The following is a 19,988-nucleotide window of genomic DNA, read 5'->3' on the forward strand; positions in this document are numbered from 1 at the left end:
CTTTGAACTTTTCAAAAAAAAAAAAAAAATCCGCTCATTTCTGAACGGATTCTATATTTATAACATTCAACTTTTTCAAAATTTAAAACTTTTACAAAGTAAATCTTAAAAAAACTTCGAGTCTTAGTGTCTTCGCGGCAAAACTCTTATTTACTTAATTCCACAAAATATTTGTAAAACAACGGAATAGTCTCAATTCCTTTCAAGTAATTAAAGATTCCGAAATGCTCATTTGGTGAGTGAATTGCATCAGAATCCAAACCAAATCCCATCAAAATCGTTTTGCTTTTTAATTCTTTCTCAAACAAAGCCACAATTGGAATACTTCCTCCTGAACGAACCGGAATTGCAGGAACCCCAAACGTTTCAGTATACGCTTTATTTGCAGCTTGATATCCAATGCTGTCAATTGGTGTTACGTAACCTTGACCTCCATGATGCGGCGACACTTTTACTGTAACTCCAGCTGGTGCAATGCTCGTAAAATGTTTTGTAAACAATTCTGTAATCTCTTCCCAATCCTGATTTGGAACCAAACGCATTGAGATTTTAGCAAAAGCTTTACTCGCAATAACCGTTTTAGCACCTTCGCCAGTATAACCGCCCCAGATTCCGTTTACGTCTAATGTTGGGCGAATTGAGTTGCGCTCATTCGTTACATAACCTTTCTCGCCGTAAACATCATTTAAGTCTAAAGCTTTTTTATATTTTTCTAAACTAAAAGGCGCTTTTGCCATTTCAGCTCTTTCTTCTGCAGATAATTCCTGAACTTTATCGTAGAATCCTGGAATCGTAATATGATTGTCTTCGTCATGAAGCGAAGCGATCATTTTTGCCAAAACATTAATTGGATTTGCTACTGCTCCACCGTATAAACCTGAATGTAAATCGCGGTTTGGACCAGTAACTTCAACCTCAACATAACTCAAACCTCTTAAACCAGTCGTGATCGATGGCTGTTGGTTTGAAATCATTCCCGTATCAGAAATCAAGATAACGTCGTTTTTCAGTTTTTCTTGATTGCGTTCTACAAACCAAGCTAAACTTGCCGAACCTACTTCTTCTTCACCTTCAATCATGAATTTTACGTTACAAGGCAACGTATTGCTTTGTACCATCAATTCAAGCGCTTTTACGTGCATGTACATCTGACCTTTGTCGTCACATGCGCCACGTGCGAAAATTGCACCATCAGGGTGAATATCTGTAGTTTTAATAACTGGCTCAAAGGGCGGTGAAGTCCATAATTCTAATGGATCTGGCGGCTGAACATCATAGTGTCCGTAAACTAAAACCGTTGGAAGATTTGGATCTATAATTTTCTCTCCGTAGATAATTGGGTAACCCGGAGTGTCGCAAGTTTCGACAAAATCGCAGCCTGCTTTTGATAAACTTTCTTTTACAGCCTCTGCTGTATCAATAACATCTTGTGAGTATGCGGTGTCAGCACTAACCGACGGAATCTTTAATAATTCGATCAATTCGTTGATAAACCGATCTTTATGTTGTTGAACGTAGGACTTAATATTTTCCATTTAAATTATTTTTATAGAAATCCAAAAGTACAAAAAAGAGAATTAATAATTTTTTTGAAATTTTTCTTTGAATATTCGAAAGTATGCTTATCTTTGCACCCACAATTACGCGGATATGGTGAAATTGGTAGACATGCCAGACTTAGGATCTGGTGCCGCAAGGCGTGTAGGTTCGAGTCCTATTATCCGCACTAAAAAAGCTTCTGAAAATTTTCAGAAGCTTTTTTGTTTTTGCTCTTCTTATTATCTTTTGCGTTTTATTCTACTTCTTTGATATTAAACGAAGTATCAAATTTTATTATGTCTATTTGAATATCCAATCCGCCATAACTATTTTTAGCTCTATATTTATGTTCAACATAATAATAAGCAATTCGTTTATTCCCTAAATCTTTTTCAGTTTTTTCATGAATTAACTCCCATTCTTTTTTTTGATCATTTTGTCTACTATTATCTGCTTCATAAACTCTGATAGTTTCTAGACAATCTTCGATTTCAACTTCTTTCCCTCCTATTTCTTTAAATTCTCTTATTTTTTCTCGACGAAGAAGTATCACCGAATTATTTTTCTCAATTTCTTCATTTATTGAATTTAAGACTACAGGTAATTCTTCTAACAATTTTGCGCTCATATCTGCAATAGTTTCAGTTGATAAAATAGTTAAAGATATTAACTGGTAACTAGAAGGATCTTTTAAATGCTCTCTATTATATTTCAAAATTGAGTTTTTCATAGATAATTTAATATCTATCTTTTTTTGTCCAAAAGCAAAAGCATTAAACAGTAAAAAAATTAAAAGTAGTTTTTTCATATTGTTTTATTTAATAATGTTCAAATATAATTTGGCATAAATCAAATATTTTACGGCTTCCCATAAAAGGGTAATTATTTTTATCCAATAATCATTTAACATTTATCCTTTCACTTAAAACACATATTAAACCAAATATTTGCCATTTCGACGTAAGGAGAAATCTCCACGAGAAGCTCGACAAAGATTGACTTTCCGTCACGGAGTTTCTTGCGAGGATTTCTCCTTACATCGAAATGACAAACTTTGTGGCAATTCTAACCGCAAAGATGGATTAAAATCCATCCCTACAATACATTTTGTTCCTATGGAACACTTAAAAATTCTAGAAGAATGATTCATTTTGCAGCGCCGTCACGATAGCTATCGGGATTAATCCGTTGAAGATAAAGTAACCGCAATCTTGTCATTTCGACGTAAGGAGAAATCACACTTGTATATCTACAAAGATTGGCGATTTTCTTTACGGAGTTTCTAGTGCGATTTCTCCTTACGTCGAAATGACAAACTTTGTAAAAATTCATTCTGACGAATAAAAAACAATCAAAACACTAACAATCAAATAATTAACACCAAAACCAATCCAACAAAAAGATTTCTTCCGTATCTTTGCCAATCCAAAAAAATCTGCCAACAAACTCTTCTCTTTGCCTATTGCAGAACAAATTCCCCAAATTTTGTTTCGGTTATAAAATTCGTTTTCAACAACCTAACAATAAACAAAATGGAACCACAACTTCAAGAAATACGGGAACAACAGAAAGCATCTTGGAACAAATTTTCTCCAGGCTGGAAAAAATGGGATCATGAAATTCTGGATTTTATGAGGCCTTTTGCTGATGAAATTATTCGTTCGATAAACCCAAAAGGATCAAACGTAATTTTAGATGTCGCGGCTGGAACTGGCGAACCGGGTTTGAGCATTGCTGCGATGCTTTCGGACGGAAAAGTCATTATTACCGATCTCGCTGACGATATGCTTACCATTGCCCGCGAAAACGCTTTTAAAAAAGGAATTACAAATGTCGAATTTAAAGCTTGCGATGTCACCGAACTTCCTTTTTACGACAATACTTTCGACGCAATAAGCTGCCGAATGGGTTTTATGTTTTTTCCTGATATGCTTTTAGCTGCCAAAGAAATGTATCGGGTTCTGAAACCCGGAGGCAAAATCGCAACTGCCGTCTGGAGCGGACCAGAGAAAAATTTCTGGGTCACTGCTGTTGGTGGAACGATTAACAAAAACATGCAGCTCACTCCTCCTCCGCCCGAAGCTCCGGGAATGTTTCGTTGTTCGAAAAGCGGTTTACTGACCGATATTTTCCAACAAGCAGGATTTAAAAACACTTCTGAAACAGAACTTACTGGCAAATTAAACTGCGGTACATCAGAGGTCTACTGGAATCTGATCACAGAAATTGCCGCGCCTTTTGTTGCCGCGCTCAGCAATGCCGATGATGAAATGAGAGAAAAAATAAAACAAGAAGTTTTTACTTTAGTAAATGAAAAATTCCCTGACGGAAATGTAATCATCGACGGTAACGCACTAGTAATTGCCGCTGAGAAATGATTTTGAACTTATAAATAATCCTAAAAATCCGTATAGTTTTGTCATTTCGACGTAAGGAGAAATCGCACTAGAAACTCCGCAAAGAAAATCCCTAATCTTTGTACATATCCGAGTGCGATTTCTCGTTCCTCGAAATGACAATACTTTGTGATAACTTTCTGTTTTAAATCATTTGTTTACTCCACATCCAAATAAGGATCTAAAACTTCAGCTAATTTATTAAGCCAATAAAAATTATCATCGATATTAGACAACTCAGATTCTAATGTTTCGCATCCTCGCATGGAACATAACGAAAGTGCATAATTTACTTGTCGTATCGATTTTGCCATATCTTTTGGATCGATAATATCAGTAAAAAAATCTTTTAATCTATTTTCAACTTCTTTCGAAAGTATTTCTGTAATCATTATCTTATTTTTTAAGTCAAATATAATGATTTTGAACACAAATTTGTGTCTTATTAAAAAATAATTGTTATGACTTTTGAAATATGAATATTTCAGAAGAAACTTTTATTGCAAATCTTGGCATTCACATTAGGCAACTTCGTGAAAAAAAAGGCTTATCACAGCAAGCTTTAGCTGATGATTGTGATATTCCAAAAAATCAGATCGGCAGAATTGAAAGAGCTGAAATAAATACAGGTATAAGAACCCTTATACGAATTGCAAATGCTTTAGATATTGATCTTAAAGAATTACTTGATTTTCCTTTTAAATAGAAACATTCATTAAAAAGATGATTATAAAAAAATATTTTTCAGACTTTTTTAATGATTGGCGAAAACCAATTTTACTTTGGATAATTTCTATTTTCCTTTTAATCGTTTCTAATTTTTTTAAAAACCCAATCTTTGAAAATATTTGTTTCACGGTATTCGGATTAGGACTGTTGTTTCTACTAATTTTCGCATTTTATCAATTACTTCAAAAGAAATGGCTGAAAAGCATTGGAACATTCTTTTTATTGGGCGGAACAATTGTTGCATTTTCATTTTACATGATCATTCTATTTTTTATAGAACAAAATACTCCTGATACTTGGGCGGACAATTTAACAATTCCGAAAAACATACCAATTAATAATCCTATTGATCTGGACTATCATGCAAATTTTGAATCGCAAAGACCTGATAGCATAACAAATAAAGTTGTGACAAAAACAGAATTTCAGCTTTACAATTCGTTTCAGCCTGGGCTTTATGAATATGATTTTTGGATTGGTAAAATCGAAAACGGAATCATTTATTTGAAAGCTTTTGAAATTACCCAAAATGAAAGTCTTTCCGTTAAGGAACTAAAAAAAAGAAGTTCTATTAAAATTTCCAATCCTTCTAACAATATAAAAAAATTTGGCACAGTTGGTGACTTCACAATTTACGAAGGAGATTGGGGAAAGCCATACGCCGCAAGGTTTGAAGTTTGGTTTAAACCTGACAATGGAGAAAAAGAAAGAAAACTATTTTCTAAAAATTACAAAATTGAAGGCTGGATGAGATAGAAAAATACATTCGCTAAAGCCGTTTTTCCTCTTTAAACATAAAAAAACCTCCAGCTAAAGTAGGAGGCAATTCATATCGCTTATATTTATTTTCAGGTCTAGCTTGTCATTTCGACGTAAGGAGAAATCGCACTAGAAACTCCGCAAAGTAAAGCGCCAATCTTTGTCGATATGCGAGTGTGATTTCTCCTTACGTCGAAATGACAAAACTTTGTGGCTACAATACTAAAAAACCTTTATCAAAGTTTAAAACTTTGATAAAGGTCTGTTCTATTAAAATGAACTTATATTTCTTATAGGATTCAAAAATTTTAGCTATTTAATAATTCTAAAACCTTATCGACATTAATCTCACTATAATCATTAATATAAAAATTACACACAGGAAGCTGCTCTTTTGTATGCGTACTCAAAACGCCAACTACTTTCATTCCTGCATTTAGTCCTGCTGTAATACCCGAAAAAGAATCTTCGAAAACCACACAATCAGACGGAGAAACACCAACACGTTTTGCGGATTCTAAATATACTTCGGGATTTGGTTTATGATGTGTAACATCTTCACTCGACATCATCGAATCCATTTTGTCTGAGATTTTCAAAGCGTTTGCAATCAAATCCAGATTTGCGCGCGGCGCCGATGTTGCAACGGCTGTTTTAAATCCGCGAGATTTTAATTCGCTTAAAAAATCCAAATAATGCGGAATCGTATCGACTTTGTCTTTATAAATTTCACGAAACATTCCTTCTTTTTCGTCTTCAAGTTTTATCAGTTCTTCTCCTGCAATTGGACGCTTGAAAAAATGCGACATGATATAACTATTGTGTTTTCCGTACATATGTTCTTCAAATTCTTCATTGGTATAAGGAACATTATATTTATCGAAAAACGCCTCAAAAGCCTTCACATGATATGGATTGGTGTGCGAAATCACGCCATCCATATCAAAAATTACACATTGCTGTTTCATTTTATATTTTTTGTTTTTTTAACGGTTGCAAGATAATTATTTCCGCAGAGTTGCGCAGAGATTTTCCGCAGAGATTCGCTAAGGTTTTTTTTTGAATCTCGCGAAGTCGCAGAGGCGCAAAATTTTTTGTTTCACGCAGATTTTTAAAAAGATTTAAGCAGATAAACGCAGATAATTATAAAATTAAATCTGCTAAAATCTGCGGAATCTGCGTGAAAAAAAATCCTTTTAAATCCTCTTAATCTGTGGCTTTAAAAATAAAAATCTTTGCGCCTCTGCGACTTTGCGAGATTAATTCTCTAACCAATCCAAATTTTACTTTTAACCAAAGTCATTGTCTGTCTCAAATGCTGATTGCACGCAATTAGAATAATCAAAACTACTAAACCATAACCTACAATGGTATAAATTTCCATATCGGCCAATAAAGTGGCTTGCTTAGCAACTGTTCCGAAAACTTTCTTCAAAGCCAAAGTATTTGCATTATCTGCCGAATATCCTTTTGCCATAAAGCTCTGCGCTGTTGAAGCGATGGTTTGTTGAGCTTCGGGATTTTCACCCGTTACAAACTGACTTAGTTTTAAAAAGTGTTTTTTATTTAAAAACACAACCGCATTCTGCATCACGCAAAAACCAATCGTGCTTCCCCAAAAACGACCTGAAACCCCAACAATTCCAGAAGAAACCGCCATTTTTGCCGGAACCGAAGAAGTTGTAAACAAGATTAAAGGAACGAATAAAAACCCAACTCCAATTCCTTGTAAAACATACGGAATAATAATATCAGACAAAGCTACATCAGGTACAAACAGAAACGTAAACCAAAAATGAAAGATGGCAATTAAAGTAAAACCAATCATAAAAATGATTTTGGTAGAAACCGATTTCATCAGGAAAAAAGCAGCTAAAATCAAGCCGATTACATTTCCTAATCCGTTAATGTATTGCACGCCCGCAACGCGCGATGGATCCCAATTCCAAATCGAAAACATTGCCGAATGACAAAGACTCAGCGTTGCTCTACTGATATAGAAAAGGAAAAACAATAAAAACCCGATTCGCAAATTGGCGTATTTAAAAACTTCAAAATCAAAAGTGGGTCTTTTTACCAAAAGCTCTTTAAAGATGAATAAACCTCCCGTGATTAAAGCAATCATCAAGGTTAGAACCATTTGAGAGGAATCAAACCAATATTTTTTCTCGGCATAAACAAAAAAGTAAGCACCGCAAAGAATGGCAGTTAAAACCAAAAAATAACTCATCCAATCGATTTGATACAACGGAATTTTCTTTGTGATTCGGTGCCCACGAAAAGTAACTAAGATTAAAAAGACATTCAAAACCTGTAATCCGCCCGAAACATAGAGCATGTATTTCCAATCGTAATGATCCAGAAACCAAACTGCAATATTCATAATAAAAGGCGTTGACAATAACAGCGAACCGTAATAAAACGAAAACCCAATAATAATGGCATTTTTAGAATTAAACTGCTCAATCAACAATTGTCTTATTGTAATTACCGGAAGCGCCATCAGGATTCCCTCAGCGATTCTCAGCATTAAAAAAAGATAAAAATTGGTAATATATGCCGACGAAACAATTGTAATCCCAATTAAGGAATAAACCGCCATCAGGTAGTTTTTTGCAGGAAAAAAACTCGAAAACCTACTTTCTATCAAAATCGTCGCGAGCAAAGTTCCGTACGTAACGCACATCGCAAACTGCAAATCTTCGGGCTCAATGTCCAGAAAACTTGCTGCATACGTTACGTTTGAAGTATAAACTCCCAATAAAATCATAGAATGTAAAAGGCAGACAAACAAAATAATAATGATTGCCCATTTTGGAACCCAAGATTTAAAAATACTTTTATCTTCCATTTTAGTGCGCTGCGATCACAGTAATATTCATTCCCGCTCTTAAAAAATCAGCCTGTTTGTCGGTGTTTTTTAACTGAATTCTAACAGGAATTCTTTGCTCGATTTTTACGAAGTTTCCTGTTGCATTATCTGGAGGAAGCAATGAAAATCTTGCCCCACTCGCTGGAGATAAAGAAGCAATTGTACCAATAAATGTTTTGTCGCTTACGGCATCGGCTTTTATTTCAACATCCTGCCCAACAGTTAAATATTGCAATTGTGTTTCTTTAAAATTGGCTGTAATCCATTTTTCTTTGCTTACAATTGATAATAAAGACTGACCTTCTTTTACTAATTGTCCTGGCTGTAACGTTCGTTTTCCAACCCAGCCGTCATAAGGCGCTGTAATTACAGTGTACGAAAGAAATAACGCAGCATTATCAGCCACAGCTTGTTTGGAAGCAATATTGGTTTGCGTTGTTGGAACATTTGCTTCAGCAACAGAAGTACTTAAAGTCGCAGAATGGATTCTGTTTTTCATTTCCTGAAAATGCGCCTGCGCCGATTCGTAATCTGCTTTAACTTTTTCTAATTGCTGAGAAGTTGCCGCTTCGTCTTTTACCAAAGCTTTATATCTTTCGTATTCCAGTTTTGTTTTCCAAAGATTCGATTTTGCGCCTTCTAACTGCGATTCGTTAATAGCCGTTGCACTTGCTGTTGTAACTGCATTTTTCTGCGCCACAACACTATTTTGCTGCGCGTTTTGAACATCGGCAAGAGCCACATTCAATTTTGATTTGTATTCGCGATTGTCAATCACAACCAAAGTATCACCTTTATGCACAAACTGATTTTCGTTAAAACGAACTTCCTGCACATAACCTGTAATACGCGACATAATTGGCGTTACGTATTGTTCGACCTGCGCATCATTGGTTTCTTCGTGATTTCTGTTGAACACATAAAACCAAATTCCTAAAATAACCCCGCTTACCACAAGCGTACACGCAATAATTGTTATTAATATATGAAACGTTCTGTTTCTTCTAGTTTCATTTTTTATCTTAACCATAAACTTTATATCTTTAATTATTCTCCCCCAGATTAAAATCCGGCGCTACAATATGAATCGTTCTTCCGGAACTGAAAATCTATATCTTTACTCTATTCTCTTGCCTCTTTCTTCTATCAAGTCTAAAACTATCTAACTCTGAGGCATAATCCCAGCCGTATGAAGCAGCTCATAATGTTTTAAAACCGCATCTAAATGAGTAGAAATTTTGTTGTATTTCGCCTGAAGTAACGCATTATCAGCATCGACCATTTCGGTTATTAAAACTAATTGGTTTAAGTATTTCACTTTTACGATTCGGTAATTTTCATTGGCTAAATCCAAAGCTTTGTCGACCACCACAAATTTTTCAAGGATTTCTTGATATTGTGTATGTTCTTTATACAGCTTGTCCTGAATTTCTTCTTTCACAATTTCTGACTGCATTTCCTGCCATCTGATTTTGGTATTCGCCTGCTCCATTTTCGTTTTGTTTTTATACAAAGACGAAAGATCAAAAGTCGCTTCAATTCCTACTTGTCCCAAAGTATACAAATACGGATTTGGCGGAAAGAATTTATAGTTAGGATAATAAAAACCATAATTCCCAAAGAAATGAACGCTTGGCAGATAATTTCCTTTAACCAGTTTCAGTTCGGTTTTACTGATATTTAATTCCTGGCTCGCAATACGCATTTCTTCGTTTTGCAACGCTTTAGTCATATAATAATCGTACGGATCTAAACCGCTCATTTCGTCTAAACTTGATGTTGTGTCAATTGCTATTTCCTCGTTTTCAGGAATCTGAATTAAAGTTTTCAGATCGTGAAGTGCGATTTTAATGTTTTTGGAGTTAGTTAACGCATTCAATTCGCGATCTGAAAGCTGTAATTCGGCACGAATAACTTCGTTTTTCGTAACCGTTCCATGTTTTTGAAGTGATTGTACTTCTTTCAATCGGCTTTTTTCTTCTTTGATGTTTTCTTCAAAAATCTTTTGAAGTTCCATCATTTTATAAATCGCCAGATAGTTGGCTACAACTTCCAGTTCGATGTCATTTTCTGCCTTTTCAGTTTTTATTTTGGCTATTTCGTTTTCCTGATTCGCAATTTTTATGGCATTATTAATCTTATTTCCAGCATAAATTGGCATTTTAAAAGTCGAATTGACCTCATAAATTTCAGGGATTGCCTTTGTTACTTCTTTACCGTTCAAGAAACCGCTTCCTTTGAATTCAGTAATATTCGTAATTCTCGAATACATGCCGTTTAGCTGTACATCGGGCAGTCGAAGTTCTTTTCTTTCTTTGATGTTTTGCTCTGAGAGCGTGACCTCCAATTGAGATCTAAGGATTTTTTTGTTGTTTTCTCTAGCCAGTTTCAAAGCTTCTTGTAATGAAACCGAATGAACTTCCTGCGCTTGTAAGCCATTGAATGTTAATACAATTAAGAATAACAGCAGGATTCTGGGAAAACAGTCGTCTGTAGAATTTGTTGTTTTAAGGAACATGAATAAATAAATATTTTATGCTGCAAAGTTCCTTCATTTTTCCGTTGACTGATAATTCTAAAAAGCCAAGAACATATTCATTTCGGACAAATGTTAAAATCGAATTTTCCGAAAACGTTATATTAAAACACTGGAAAACAATTTATTACAAAACAAATTTGAATTGTGATTATTTTTCAAATTCTCTCGCAGATTTGGCAGATTGTACAGATAATTAATATGTTGAAGTGAAAATCCGCGCAATCTACCAAATCTGCGAGAGAAAAAAATAAATCATTTTCTCTCCAAAATCTCCTCGCCGTTCAAGTAATCGGAAGGTCTTTGTCCTAAAATCTTGAAGAATGTGTTACTGAACGTTGGAACACTATTATAACCAACTTCTTCGGCTACCTCTTTTACCGAAAGTTTTCTTTCTAACAAAAGTTCGATTGCTTTTAAAATTCGGCGAATGGTATAATATTGAATAAAAGACATATTAAGATCTTTTTGAAACAAGCGATACAAAGAGCGTTCGCTGTAACCAAATTCATGGGCAACATCGGCAAACAGAATCGTCTCACCTAGATTATTCTCGATATAACGCAGAATTTTACTAAGTCGTTTATCTTTTGGCTGTGGCAATTCTAAAGGTAAATTATTAGTGCAAATTTGCGGAAGAATTGCTTTTATCGCTTTGGCAATAGCAAAATTCGGAGTTCCTTTTTTAAGATCACCATTCCATCGATTGGTAAAAAGCATCATTTGCAGCAGTAAATTATTGACTGGATAAATTCCTTCTACTTTATAAAAATCATCTTCGTCTTTTTCTACTGGAAAATACAAATTTCGCATCGTAACACTTTCAGATTTTGGCTCGATGCTGTGCTCCACTCCACTCGGAATCCAGATAAAATGTCTTGCGGGTAAAAAATAGGTTTTGGTCTCAGTCGTTACAAAAACAACATCGCCTTCAGCATACAGCAATTGTGCTTTAACGTGTCGATGCGGCGGCACAAACAATTCGCCCATCAAATCGTGGTGACAGTAAATGCTTTTTTTATCGGCATCTACTTTCTTGATGTAATATTTATCTAATTTCTGACCAGAATGTTCCATTGAAACTTAATACGGAGAATTTTGTGATATTAAAGATAAGAAGAAATAAATTGTGATAACCACAACGTTTGTCATTTCGACCGAAGGGAGAAATCACACTAGTTGGTCGCCAAAGATTGGAAGATATACTTTACGGAATTTCTCGTGCGATTTCTCCCTTCGGTCGAAATGACAAATCAAACCGATCAATACAAAACTTTGCGGTTAAACCTAAAAACAAAAAAGCCTTTCTATTAAGAAAGGCTTTTAACAACTTAGGCGGTCTGGACGGGACTCGAACCCGCGACCCCATGCGTGACAGGCATGTATTCTAACCAACTGAACTACCAAACCCTGCGTTATTGCGAGTGCAAAAATACAACAGAATTTCGTTTCTGCAAGGGTTTTTAGGAATAAAAATCGAGAAATTTTTAATTAGCTTAATTCCAATATTTTAAAATCTCACTTTTAAAACAAAAAAGAAGAACTTTCTTTCTTTTTAACCGGGAAGAGCGCAAAGTTCTTTAATCTTTCGACCTTTGTCAAAGTTTGAAACTTTGACAAAAGCTTTTCATGTAGTATTATTTATCTCGTTTTTAAACATAGCTCGTGGTTTTAACCACGGGAGACGTATTTATACACATTGTGTTCCCGTGGTTGAAACCACGGGCTATATTCTAATATAATGAATGAAAAACCTTTGTAGAGTTACTTGCGGAGATTTCTCCTTCGTCGAAATGACAAACTGTATGATAAAATTAGAATTACAATAAAATACAAAATCCGCAAAGCTTAAAAAAACTTTGCGGACTTTGCGTAAATCTTAGCGTTCTTTGCGGTTAAAAAACAAAAAACCAAAAGTGTCTTAAATCAAAAAAGCCATCCACAAAAGTGGAAAGCTTTTCATTGGTCTAACTACTAAACCAGCTACGAGTTACAAAGTCGTAGCAAAACAACACAACTAATCTTAGATACCGTATTTGGGCAAAAAAGCCTTTCCGTTAAGAAAGGCTTTTCCCAATATTGCGGTCTGGACGGGACTCGAACCCGCGACCCCATGCGTGACAGGCATGTATTCTAACCAACTGAACTACCAAACCTCTGCGTTATTGCGGTTGCAAAGATAGTACAGAATTTCATTTCTGCAAGTGTTTTTGTAAAAAAAATGAAATAAATTTTTAAATATTTATCCAAAGTTTTGTTTTTCAACCAAATATGTTGTCAATATTTTTTCAAAATTATCGCCAACATTCACCGGAACGTACTTAATTTGGTTCTTCGCGCAGGTTAAAGCCAAGTTTTTAAAATAAGCTTCTACCCTTTTTTCATATTCAATTTTAACATTATCAGCAAAAATAGAAACCTCTTCTCCTGATTCTAAGTCGATAAACTTTCTTGGCGCGTTGTCAAAATCAAATTTTAACTCCGTTTCATTATCAACAACATGAAACAAAACTACTTTATGTTTATTATGCTTTAGATGCTGCAAAGCATTAAAAAGCTTTTCGTCATCTTCGGTCTGAAACATATCTGTAAACAAAATGATCATCGAACGGCGATGCATTTTCTCTGCTATTTGATGCAAATAGGTAATTGTATCGGTCGTTTTTTTGACTTTTGGCTGAACCAATAATTCTTCCAGTTTGTTTAAAAGCATTCTATGATGACGATCGCTTCCTTTTTCTGGAGCATAATATTCGTATTTATCAGAGAAAACGCTTAAACCAACAGCATCGCGCTGTTTCTTTAAAATATTCATTAAAACCGCCGACGCCAAAACTGCAAAACCAATCTTTTTTTCATAAAATGGCTGATCTGATTTTAATTCTGGATAATGCATCGACGACGAATTATCGACAATTAAATGACAGCGTAAATTAGTTTCTTCCTCAAAACGTTTTGTGTATAAACGATCTGTTTTAGCAAACAATTTCCAATCGATATGCTTAGTGCTTTCGCCTGCATTATACACTTTATGTTCAGCAAATTCAGCCGAAAATCCATGAAACGGGCTCTTGTGCATTCCAGATATAAAACCTTCCACAACCTGATTCGCCAGCATTTCAAGATGTTGAAAACTGGAGACTTTCTCTATTTCCGATTCGATTTTCATTCGGTTTCTTTTTTAATATTTTGAGCTTTATAAAGCAAATCTGTCGCCATAAATAATTTACGCTTCAAGATCGGACTAAAATTAGGATTTTCTTTTAAGAATCGCTGTACTTCATCAAAAGCAAATTTAGACGAATATCTCCCAACGGTATTATCAAGCCAGTCTTTCGGAAAGAAAATATCGCCCGTGCGCTGAATTTCATCGACTAAATCTAATGAAAATCTAATATACTTTTGCGCACTTTCCTGACGAAGCGGATGGTGAATATTACTCAAACCAGCCGAAACCCAAGACTCCTTTTCACGGTTTGAATCGTCTTTTAAAGATTCCATAAAGGCATTTCGAACTGATTCGTCTTTTGACAATGATGGAAGCAGAAACGCAAAACGCTTTTGTTTATCAGGATTTGAGATTGTTGTTCTTGTTTTTTCTAAGATTTCATCGGCTTTTTCATGTTTGAAAATTGCCAAGTTCATTGCCATATTGGTAAAATCATCTTCATTTAATTTTAAACCAGGAATTACAATTTCCTTATTCCAAATCTGATATAATTTAGCTTTCGCCGAATCTGAATAGGCAATCGAACTGAACAATCCGAATAAAGTCTTTTTAATATTTGCCGATAAATTCGCCTGCAAACGTTCATTCAAAACTGTTTCAAGTTGTTTCTGAACTTTATTTTGTTGTTTTTCGGTAAATAATCTCCAATAAATAGTATTCAAATTGTTTGAGGCAATTCTCAAAACCAATTCATTTTCTTCTGTCTGAATCCCTTTTAAAAAGCAATCATAAGCTTTGTCTGGCGAGATATTTCCAATCAATGTGTTTTCATAAAGATTACTATAACTTGATGCTCTTGCAACCTCATCTTTCAGCGTTGCGATATACTTTAAATTATTCTCGTCAAGCGGAAAAACACCGTATCCAAAACCATTATAATTGTAAACAATAGAAAGTGGTTTTTCAAGTCCAGCTGCTTCTTTTAAAATCAGATTTTGCTCTTTAATATTCGCTGTTAAAACTTTTACATTATCTGCATAAACAAAACCAATCTGAAAAATTTGCGGCCAAACATTATCGGATTTATCTTCTGCTTGTTGTTGGATTTCAAATTTCTTGATTCTGTTTTTAGAGTCGTATTCAATCTTATCTGTAAAAATGGCTCTTCCAGATTTGTTTACCCAAACTTCGCTCCATTTTTTCATATCAAGAGGCGTCTCGGCATCCAGAATTTCTACTAGATTATTCCAATCGGCATTGTCATTAGCGTATTTTTGAATGTATTTTTGGATTCCTTTCTGAAAAGCTTCCTTTCCCATCGAAACTTCTAACTGGCGCATCATAATTGGTGCTTTGTTGTAAATAATAGCACCATAAAGCGAACCTGCATTTTTTAAATTCGCCAAATGCTGCTTTATCGGATGTGTTCCCAAAGATCGATCTTCTGCGTAAGCGGTGGCATAATGGGCTGTGAAAAACTGTAAATTATGATTGACTTTCGGAAAAATAGGATTCATGATTTTATCTGCCATGAAGTTGGCAAAAACCTCTTTCATCCAAACATCGTCAAACCATTTCATGGTTACCAAATCGCCAAACCACATATGCGAGGTTTCGTGTGCGATGAGTTTCGCTCGGTTTAATTTCTCGCTGTCGGTTGCGCTGTTGTCCAGAAATAAAGTTGACTCTCGATATTGAATTGCGCCAACATGTTCCATTCCGCCATACTGAAAAACGGGAATTGAAGCAAAGTCTAACTTTTGAAAAGGGAATTTATAATTGGTGTATTTTTCTAAAAAATTTAAAGATTGTTGATGCAAATTAAAAATAGTATCGGCGCTTACGCGAAATTTTTCCTGACTGTTTTCGCGATACAGCATTGTCATTTCTAAACCTGGTTTTTGCGTGGTACTTTTGAATTTTCCGGCAACAAAAGAAAACAAATAGGTACTCATTTTATCTGATTCTCCAAAAGTGTACAAAGTAAAATCGCCTTTTTCTAATTTCTCTTTTACATCGGCTCCAGCCAAAACCGACCAATCTTTTGGTACAGTAAGACTCAATTTATAAGTCGCTTTTATGTCTGGCTGATCAAAACACGGAAACAAAGTACTTGCACGATCTGGAACTAATAGAGTATAGAGAAAATCATCATTTCTATTCAACGATAAATTACCTGCAATGAAGGATATCAAGATTGTATTTTTTCCCATAATTAAAGCTAAGGGAGAAATTACAATATGTCCTTTTTCGTGAACAATTGCCATGCTTTTTCCGTTTACGGCAACTGATTTTATGTTTAACGTTTTTTCTTTAAAATCTAAAAGCAAGGGCTGACTTAGATCAGTCAAATTTAAATTTACAATCAAATGAGCATTTATATTTTCTTCTTTTTGATTGGGAATCTCAAAAGACAAATTATACTGAACATCCGAAATTTGTTTTTTACGAAATTGTGCCAATTGTTCTGAAACACCACTTTCTAAAATTGCACTTTCTTTTTCTTTTGATTGCGAAAAACAACTTGGAATCAACATAACAAAGCAAAGAAAGGTGTATAGATTTTTCATTTTTAAAGGAATATAAGATTCGTTAAAAATAAAAAATGTTTGCCACGAATTTCACTAATTTCCACGAATTAATTTAAAATGTTTGCCACTCGCGATAGTTATCGGGAGTAATGAAAACTCAAGCAAAAAATTTAATTTATGGAAATTAGTGAAATTCGCAGCAAAAAAACTCAAATAAAAAAGGTTTGACTTTCGCCAAACCTCTTTTATATAAATCATAATCTTACGATTACAACAAAGCGTCTAAACTATCTGCGTAGGTTTGTTTAGGAGCTACTCCTACTTGTTTTCCTACTACTTCACCGTTATGAAACACCAAAACGGTTGGTATGTTACGCACACCATATTTTGCAGCGAATTCTTGGTTTGCATCTACATCTACTTTACCAACAACTACTTTTCCTGCGTACTCATCGCTTAATTGGTCAATGATTGGACCAACCATTCTACAAGGACCACACCATGCTGCCCAAAAATCTACCATTACTGGTTTATCTGATTTTAAAACTACTTCATCAAAAGTAGCATCTGTTATTGCTAATGCCATAATTTCTTATCTTTTAAAATTATCGTCTGAATTGTTATGTTTCAAACTAGAGTACAAATTTAAAAATTTAAAACAAATGAAACATCATTCGTAAATTAGTTTTCATTATAAATGTATTGTCTTTAATTATATCAGTAATTAAACTCTTATTTTATCAATTTAAACTTACAATTAGCTTACTGTAATCTTTTTAAGAATAACATTCTTTTTTAGCTTATCTTTAATGATCCAGAAAAATTTATCCAGATGAGAGAAACTTTGCAACAAATAAAAAACTTTTTTCAATCGGTTGGTTTTAAAAAATATGCTAAGCGCTTTGGTTATTTTATTTTGGGACTTATAGCATTGCTTTTAATTGCCTGCGGAGGATTATCGATCTATTTCAACAGAAATAAAACCGAAATTATTGCCAAAGTAAACGCCAAAATCAACGAAAATATAAATGGCGACTTTCATATTGGCGACTTTCACTATAAATTTTTAACTGGTTTTCCTAATTTCACTTTAGCCTTAAATGATATCGAGCTCAAAGACAAAAAATGGAATACTCATCATCATACTTTATTAAAAGCCAAAGAAATTGAAGCCCGACTAAATATCTGGAGCTTATTGCATCATGAAGTTAATATTCATAAAATCCTCATTAACGATGCTGATATTTACATTTATAAAACGAAAGACGGATATACAAATTCAGACATTTTTAAACCAAAAAAGAAAAAAGATCAGCAAAAGAAATCTGAAACTGAAACTACAATTGATCAAGTCGACCTCAGCAATGTTCGTGTTACCATAAATAACCAACTCGGAAATAAATTGTTTGATTTTGATGTTCACAATTTAAACTCTAAAGTAAATTACGATGGAGACGATTGGAGTACTGATTTGTTTTTAGACACTCAAATAAACAGTCTTGCTTTTAATACCGTGCATGGAAGTTTTGCCAAACAAAAGGAACTAAAAGGGACTTTGAATGTATCGTATTCTGCAAACAAACAGAAAATTGACATTGTAACCAAAAGCTTAAAAATAGGCACAGATTCGTTTGATATTGTGGCATATTTTAATATCGGAAAAACCAATTCTCTTTTTGGAATCAATATCGACACTCATATTTTATGGAGTAATGCATCAAATTTATTATCGGCAAATATCAGTTCTAAACTTAACCGATTTGATTTAAAAGAGCCCATTGCTGTAAACTGTGATCTAAAAGGAGATTTAAATGTTCATGACGATCCTAAAATAGTGGTGCAGGCAATGTGCAAAAACAATGAGCTCACGATTCCTGACGGACAAATTAAGAAATGTAATTTTAAAGGAATTTTTACCAATAATTTCAAGCCGAAGGAAGGTTTTAATGATCCGAATTCAGCTGTAATTTTAACTCGATTTTCTGGAGAATATCAAAACATTCCGCTTTCAATTCCACAATTATCCATCAATAATCTTGAAAAACCTATTGCAACTGGAACTGTAAATTCTGATTTTGATGTCGAAAAACTAAATGAAGTAAGCAATGACAAATGGATTCATTTTTCTGAAGGTCATGCCAAAGCTAATCTGAACTTTCAGTTTGACATTGTCGATTTATACATCAACAAACCTAAATTTATTGGGAGTGTAAATGTCGAAAACACTTCGTTTGATTTTATTCCGAAAAAAATTCATGCCGAAAAAGTAAACGTGCAGCTTGATTTTACTGAACAAGCTTTACTCATTAAAAAAATCACTTACAAACACAATAAAAATTCTATTATTATCGATGGTAAAATTGATAATTTCTTGAATCTATACTATGATGCGCCCGAAAAAATGGTTGTAAACTGGAACATTTATTGCCCAAATATTGATCTTAAACAATTTCTGGGCGTTTTAACTGCTTCTCAAAAAAGCAAAACAGCTGTTAAAAATAAAAAACCAACGATCTCAAACCATTTGCGAACTGTAATCGAGAAATGCGCCGTTGTTATTGATATTAAAGCGGACAAAATAAATTACAATAAACTAACTGCCACGAATACAACGGCACGTATACAAATGATCGATTCGAGACTGCTTATAAAAAATGGCTCGCTGCAAACTTCGGGCGGCAGTATAACTTTTAACAGCGAAATAAAACCAAGCGGAAACAATTACGCTTTTAGCTCAAACGCACAGGTTAATCGAGTTGATATTGCAAGTTTTCTAAAATCGTTTAACAATTTCGGAATCAAATCTTTCAGTCCAAATAACATTAAAGGACGCCTTACAAGCACTGCCAATGTAAATGGTTTTATTAATAGTCACGGAGAATTAATCACCAATTCGATGCACGGAAAACTCGATTTTAATGTTAATCAAGGTGCTTTGGTAAATTTTCAGCCAATTGTAAAAGTTGGTAAATTTGCTTTTCCTTTTCGTGATGTCGAGAATATCACTTTCAGCGATTTGTCTGGTCATCTTAATATGCGCGGCGAACAAGTAGACGTAAACAATTTAACAATAAGTTCCAGCGTACTAAACATTGATGTTGACGGAATTTACTCTTTTGGACGAGGAACCAATCTCGCTTTAACAATCCCGCTTAGAAACTCTAAAAACGACGCCAAACTCGCCAGCAAAGCCGAGCGCGATGCTGTTCGTGAACGCGGAATTGTCCTGCATTTAATCGCTCTTGATGATAATGGAAAAATGAAAATTAAGTGGGGGAAGAAGGATAAATAAATTCTCCATCTTAAAAAACATAAGTTAACGCTAGTCATTTCTGACTAGCGTTTTTTTTTACAAAAAAAAAGAAAACTAAACGTTAATAATCAAGTTGAAAACTATTTAACAATGAGGCCAATTGTACTCGGGTCAATTGTACGCACGAACCTACTTTTATAAATT

General features: G+C 34.3%; 14 protein-coding genes, 3 tRNA genes and 1 pseudogene. 5 read left to right on the forward strand and 13 right to left on the reverse strand.

The features are described from left to right. Positions 1 to 146 precede the first annotated feature (146 nt). Positions 147 to 1,535 carry a dipeptidase gene (locus tag ACHRV0_RS01465; RefSeq protein WP_395439681.1) on the reverse strand — a complete coding sequence of 463 codons (1,389 nt, stop codon included), beginning with the start codon at positions 1,533 to 1,535 and terminating at the stop codon, positions 147 to 149. Between the two features lie 109 nt (positions 1,536 to 1,644). Here ACHRV0_RS01465 and ACHRV0_RS01470 point away from each other — a divergent pair. Further along, a tRNA-Leu gene (locus ACHRV0_RS01470) sits at positions 1,645 to 1,726 on the forward strand. Positions 1,727 to 1,792: 66 nt separating this feature from the next. On the opposite strand, the gene ACHRV0_RS01475 is transcribed toward ACHRV0_RS01470, so the two are convergent. Beyond that, positions 1,793 to 2,347, reverse strand: a complete 555-nt coding sequence (locus ACHRV0_RS01475; protein ID WP_395439682.1) for a hypothetical protein — start codon at positions 2,345 to 2,347, stop codon at positions 1,793 to 1,795. 724 nt (positions 2,348 to 3,071) lie between these two features. On the opposite strand from ACHRV0_RS01475, the gene ACHRV0_RS01480 reads away from it, so the two are divergent. After that, complete coding sequence (locus ACHRV0_RS01480; RefSeq protein ID WP_395439683.1) at positions 3,072 to 3,917, forward strand: class I SAM-dependent methyltransferase; 846 nt, start codon at positions 3,072 to 3,074, stop codon at positions 3,915 to 3,917. A gap of 176 nt (positions 3,918 to 4,093) precedes the next feature. Here the strand turns inward: ACHRV0_RS01480 and ACHRV0_RS01485 are convergent, their stop codons facing one another. Beyond that, a complete protein-coding gene (locus ACHRV0_RS01485; protein WP_395439684.1) occupies positions 4,094 to 4,327 on the reverse strand; it encodes a hypothetical protein in 234 nt (77 codons plus the stop codon). Between the two features lie 83 nt (positions 4,328 to 4,410). Between ACHRV0_RS01485 and ACHRV0_RS01490 the strand changes: the two genes are divergently transcribed. Then, entirely contained in the window at positions 4,411 to 4,641 is a 231-nt protein-coding gene (locus ACHRV0_RS01490; RefSeq protein ID WP_395439685.1) for a helix-turn-helix domain-containing protein, read from the forward strand. A 17-nt stretch (positions 4,642 to 4,658) separates the two neighbouring features. Then, on the forward strand, positions 4,659 to 5,420 hold the full coding sequence (locus tag ACHRV0_RS01495; RefSeq protein ID WP_395439686.1) for a hypothetical protein: 762 nt from the start codon (positions 4,659 to 4,661) through the stop codon (positions 5,418 to 5,420). A 443-nt stretch (positions 5,421 to 5,863) separates the two neighbouring features. Here ACHRV0_RS01495 and ACHRV0_RS01500 read toward each other — a convergent pair. The 10 genes and pseudogenes from ACHRV0_RS01500 to trxA form a co-directional block, all read right to left on the reverse strand. Continuing rightward, positions 5,864 to 6,391: pseudogene (locus tag ACHRV0_RS01500) on the reverse strand (HAD family hydrolase); the annotation flags it as partial. Positions 6,392 to 6,690: 299 nt separating this feature from the next. After that, positions 6,691 to 8,274, reverse strand: coding sequence for an MFS transporter (locus tag ACHRV0_RS01505; RefSeq protein ID WP_395439687.1), 1,584 nt, complete (start codon positions 8,272 to 8,274; stop codon positions 6,691 to 6,693). 1 nt (position 8,275) lies between these two features. After that, positions 8,276 to 9,325, reverse strand: coding sequence for an HlyD family secretion protein (locus ACHRV0_RS01510; RefSeq protein WP_395439688.1), 1,050 nt, complete (start codon positions 9,323 to 9,325; stop codon positions 8,276 to 8,278). 132 nt (positions 9,326 to 9,457) lie between these two features. Continuing rightward, positions 9,458 to 10,813 carry a TolC family protein gene (locus ACHRV0_RS01515; RefSeq protein ID WP_395439689.1) on the reverse strand — a complete coding sequence of 452 codons (1,356 nt, stop codon included), beginning with the start codon at positions 10,811 to 10,813 and terminating at the stop codon, positions 9,458 to 9,460. A 273-nt stretch (positions 10,814 to 11,086) separates the two neighbouring features. Continuing rightward, positions 11,087 to 11,908 carry an AraC family transcriptional regulator gene (locus ACHRV0_RS01520; RefSeq protein ID WP_395439690.1) on the reverse strand — a complete coding sequence of 274 codons (822 nt, stop codon included), beginning with the start codon at positions 11,906 to 11,908 and terminating at the stop codon, positions 11,087 to 11,089. Positions 11,909 to 12,167: 259 nt separating this feature from the next. Beyond that, positions 12,168 to 12,241: transfer RNA gene (locus ACHRV0_RS01525), tRNA-Asp, on the reverse strand. Between the two features lie 672 nt (positions 12,242 to 12,913). Then, positions 12,914 to 12,987 (reverse strand) — tRNA-Asp (locus ACHRV0_RS01530). 86 nt (positions 12,988 to 13,073) lie between these two features. Then, positions 13,074 to 14,000: a DUF58 domain-containing protein gene (locus ACHRV0_RS01535; RefSeq protein WP_089053783.1), complete on the reverse strand. Its 927-nt coding sequence runs from the start codon at positions 13,998 to 14,000 to the stop codon at positions 13,074 to 13,076. Further along, positions 13,997 to 16,570, reverse strand: a complete 2,574-nt coding sequence (locus ACHRV0_RS01540) for a M1 family aminopeptidase (RefSeq protein ID WP_395439691.1) — start codon at positions 16,568 to 16,570, stop codon at positions 13,997 to 13,999. The genes ACHRV0_RS01535 and ACHRV0_RS01540 overlap by 4 nt, the downstream gene beginning before the upstream one ends. 229 nt (positions 16,571 to 16,799) lie before the next feature. Continuing rightward, positions 16,800 to 17,117, reverse strand: a complete 318-nt coding sequence (gene trxA, locus ACHRV0_RS01545) for a thioredoxin (protein WP_012023423.1) — start codon at positions 17,115 to 17,117, stop codon at positions 16,800 to 16,802. A gap of 246 nt (positions 17,118 to 17,363) precedes the next feature. Here trxA and ACHRV0_RS01550 point away from each other — a divergent pair, with 246 nt between their 5' ends. Further along, positions 17,364 to 19,823, forward strand: coding sequence for an AsmA-like C-terminal region-containing protein (locus tag ACHRV0_RS01550; RefSeq protein ID WP_395439692.1), 2,460 nt, complete (start codon positions 17,364 to 17,366; stop codon positions 19,821 to 19,823). The last annotated feature ends 165 nt before the right edge of the window (positions 19,824 to 19,988 follow it).

Source organism: Flavobacterium sp. FlaQc-30, from assembly GCF_044005885.1.
Lineage (GTDB): Bacteria > Bacteroidota > Bacteroidia > Flavobacteriales > Flavobacteriaceae > Flavobacterium.

What these genes read in the sequence shown, in the direction of transcription:
- ACHRV0_RS01465 (WP_395439681.1), bottom strand. Translation starts at nt 1,535, where the DNA reads ATGGAAAATATTAAGTCCTACGTTCAACAACATAAAGATCGGTTTATC.
- ACHRV0_RS01475 (WP_395439682.1), bottom strand. Translation starts at nt 2,347, where the DNA reads ATGAAAAAACTACTTTTAATTTTTTTACTGTTTAATGCTTTTGCTTTT.
- ACHRV0_RS01480 (WP_395439683.1), top strand. Translation starts at nt 3,072, where the DNA reads ATGGAACCACAACTTCAAGAAATACGGGAACAACAGAAAGCATCTTGG.
- ACHRV0_RS01485 (WP_395439684.1), bottom strand. Translation starts at nt 4,327, where the DNA reads ATGATTACAGAAATACTTTCGAAAGAAGTTGAAAATAGATTAAAAGAT.
- ACHRV0_RS01490 (WP_395439685.1), top strand. Translation starts at nt 4,411, where the DNA reads ATGAATATTTCAGAAGAAACTTTTATTGCAAATCTTGGCATTCACATT.
- ACHRV0_RS01495 (WP_395439686.1), top strand. Translation starts at nt 4,659, where the DNA reads ATGATTATAAAAAAATATTTTTCAGACTTTTTTAATGATTGGCGAAAA.
- ACHRV0_RS01505 (WP_395439687.1), bottom strand. Translation starts at nt 8,274, where the DNA reads ATGGAAGATAAAAGTATTTTTAAATCTTGGGTTCCAAAATGGGCAATC.
- ACHRV0_RS01510 (WP_395439688.1), bottom strand. Translation starts at nt 9,325, where the DNA reads ATGGTTAAGATAAAAAATGAAACTAGAAGAAACAGAACGTTTCATATA.
- ACHRV0_RS01515 (WP_395439689.1), bottom strand. Translation starts at nt 10,813, where the DNA reads ATGTTCCTTAAAACAACAAATTCTACAGACGACTGTTTTCCCAGAATC.
- ACHRV0_RS01520 (WP_395439690.1), bottom strand. Translation starts at nt 11,908, where the DNA reads ATGGAACATTCTGGTCAGAAATTAGATAAATATTACATCAAGAAAGTA.
- ACHRV0_RS01535 (WP_089053783.1), bottom strand. Translation starts at nt 14,000, where the DNA reads ATGAAAATCGAATCGGAAATAGAGAAAGTCTCCAGTTTTCAACATCTT.
- ACHRV0_RS01540 (WP_395439691.1), bottom strand. Translation starts at nt 16,570, where the DNA reads ATGAAAAATCTATACACCTTTCTTTGCTTTGTTATGTTGATTCCAAGT.
- trxA (WP_012023423.1), bottom strand. Translation starts at nt 17,117, where the DNA reads ATGGCATTAGCAATAACAGATGCTACTTTTGATGAAGTAGTTTTAAAA.
- ACHRV0_RS01550 (WP_395439692.1), top strand. Translation starts at nt 17,364, where the DNA reads ATGAGAGAAACTTTGCAACAAATAAAAAACTTTTTTCAATCGGTTGGT.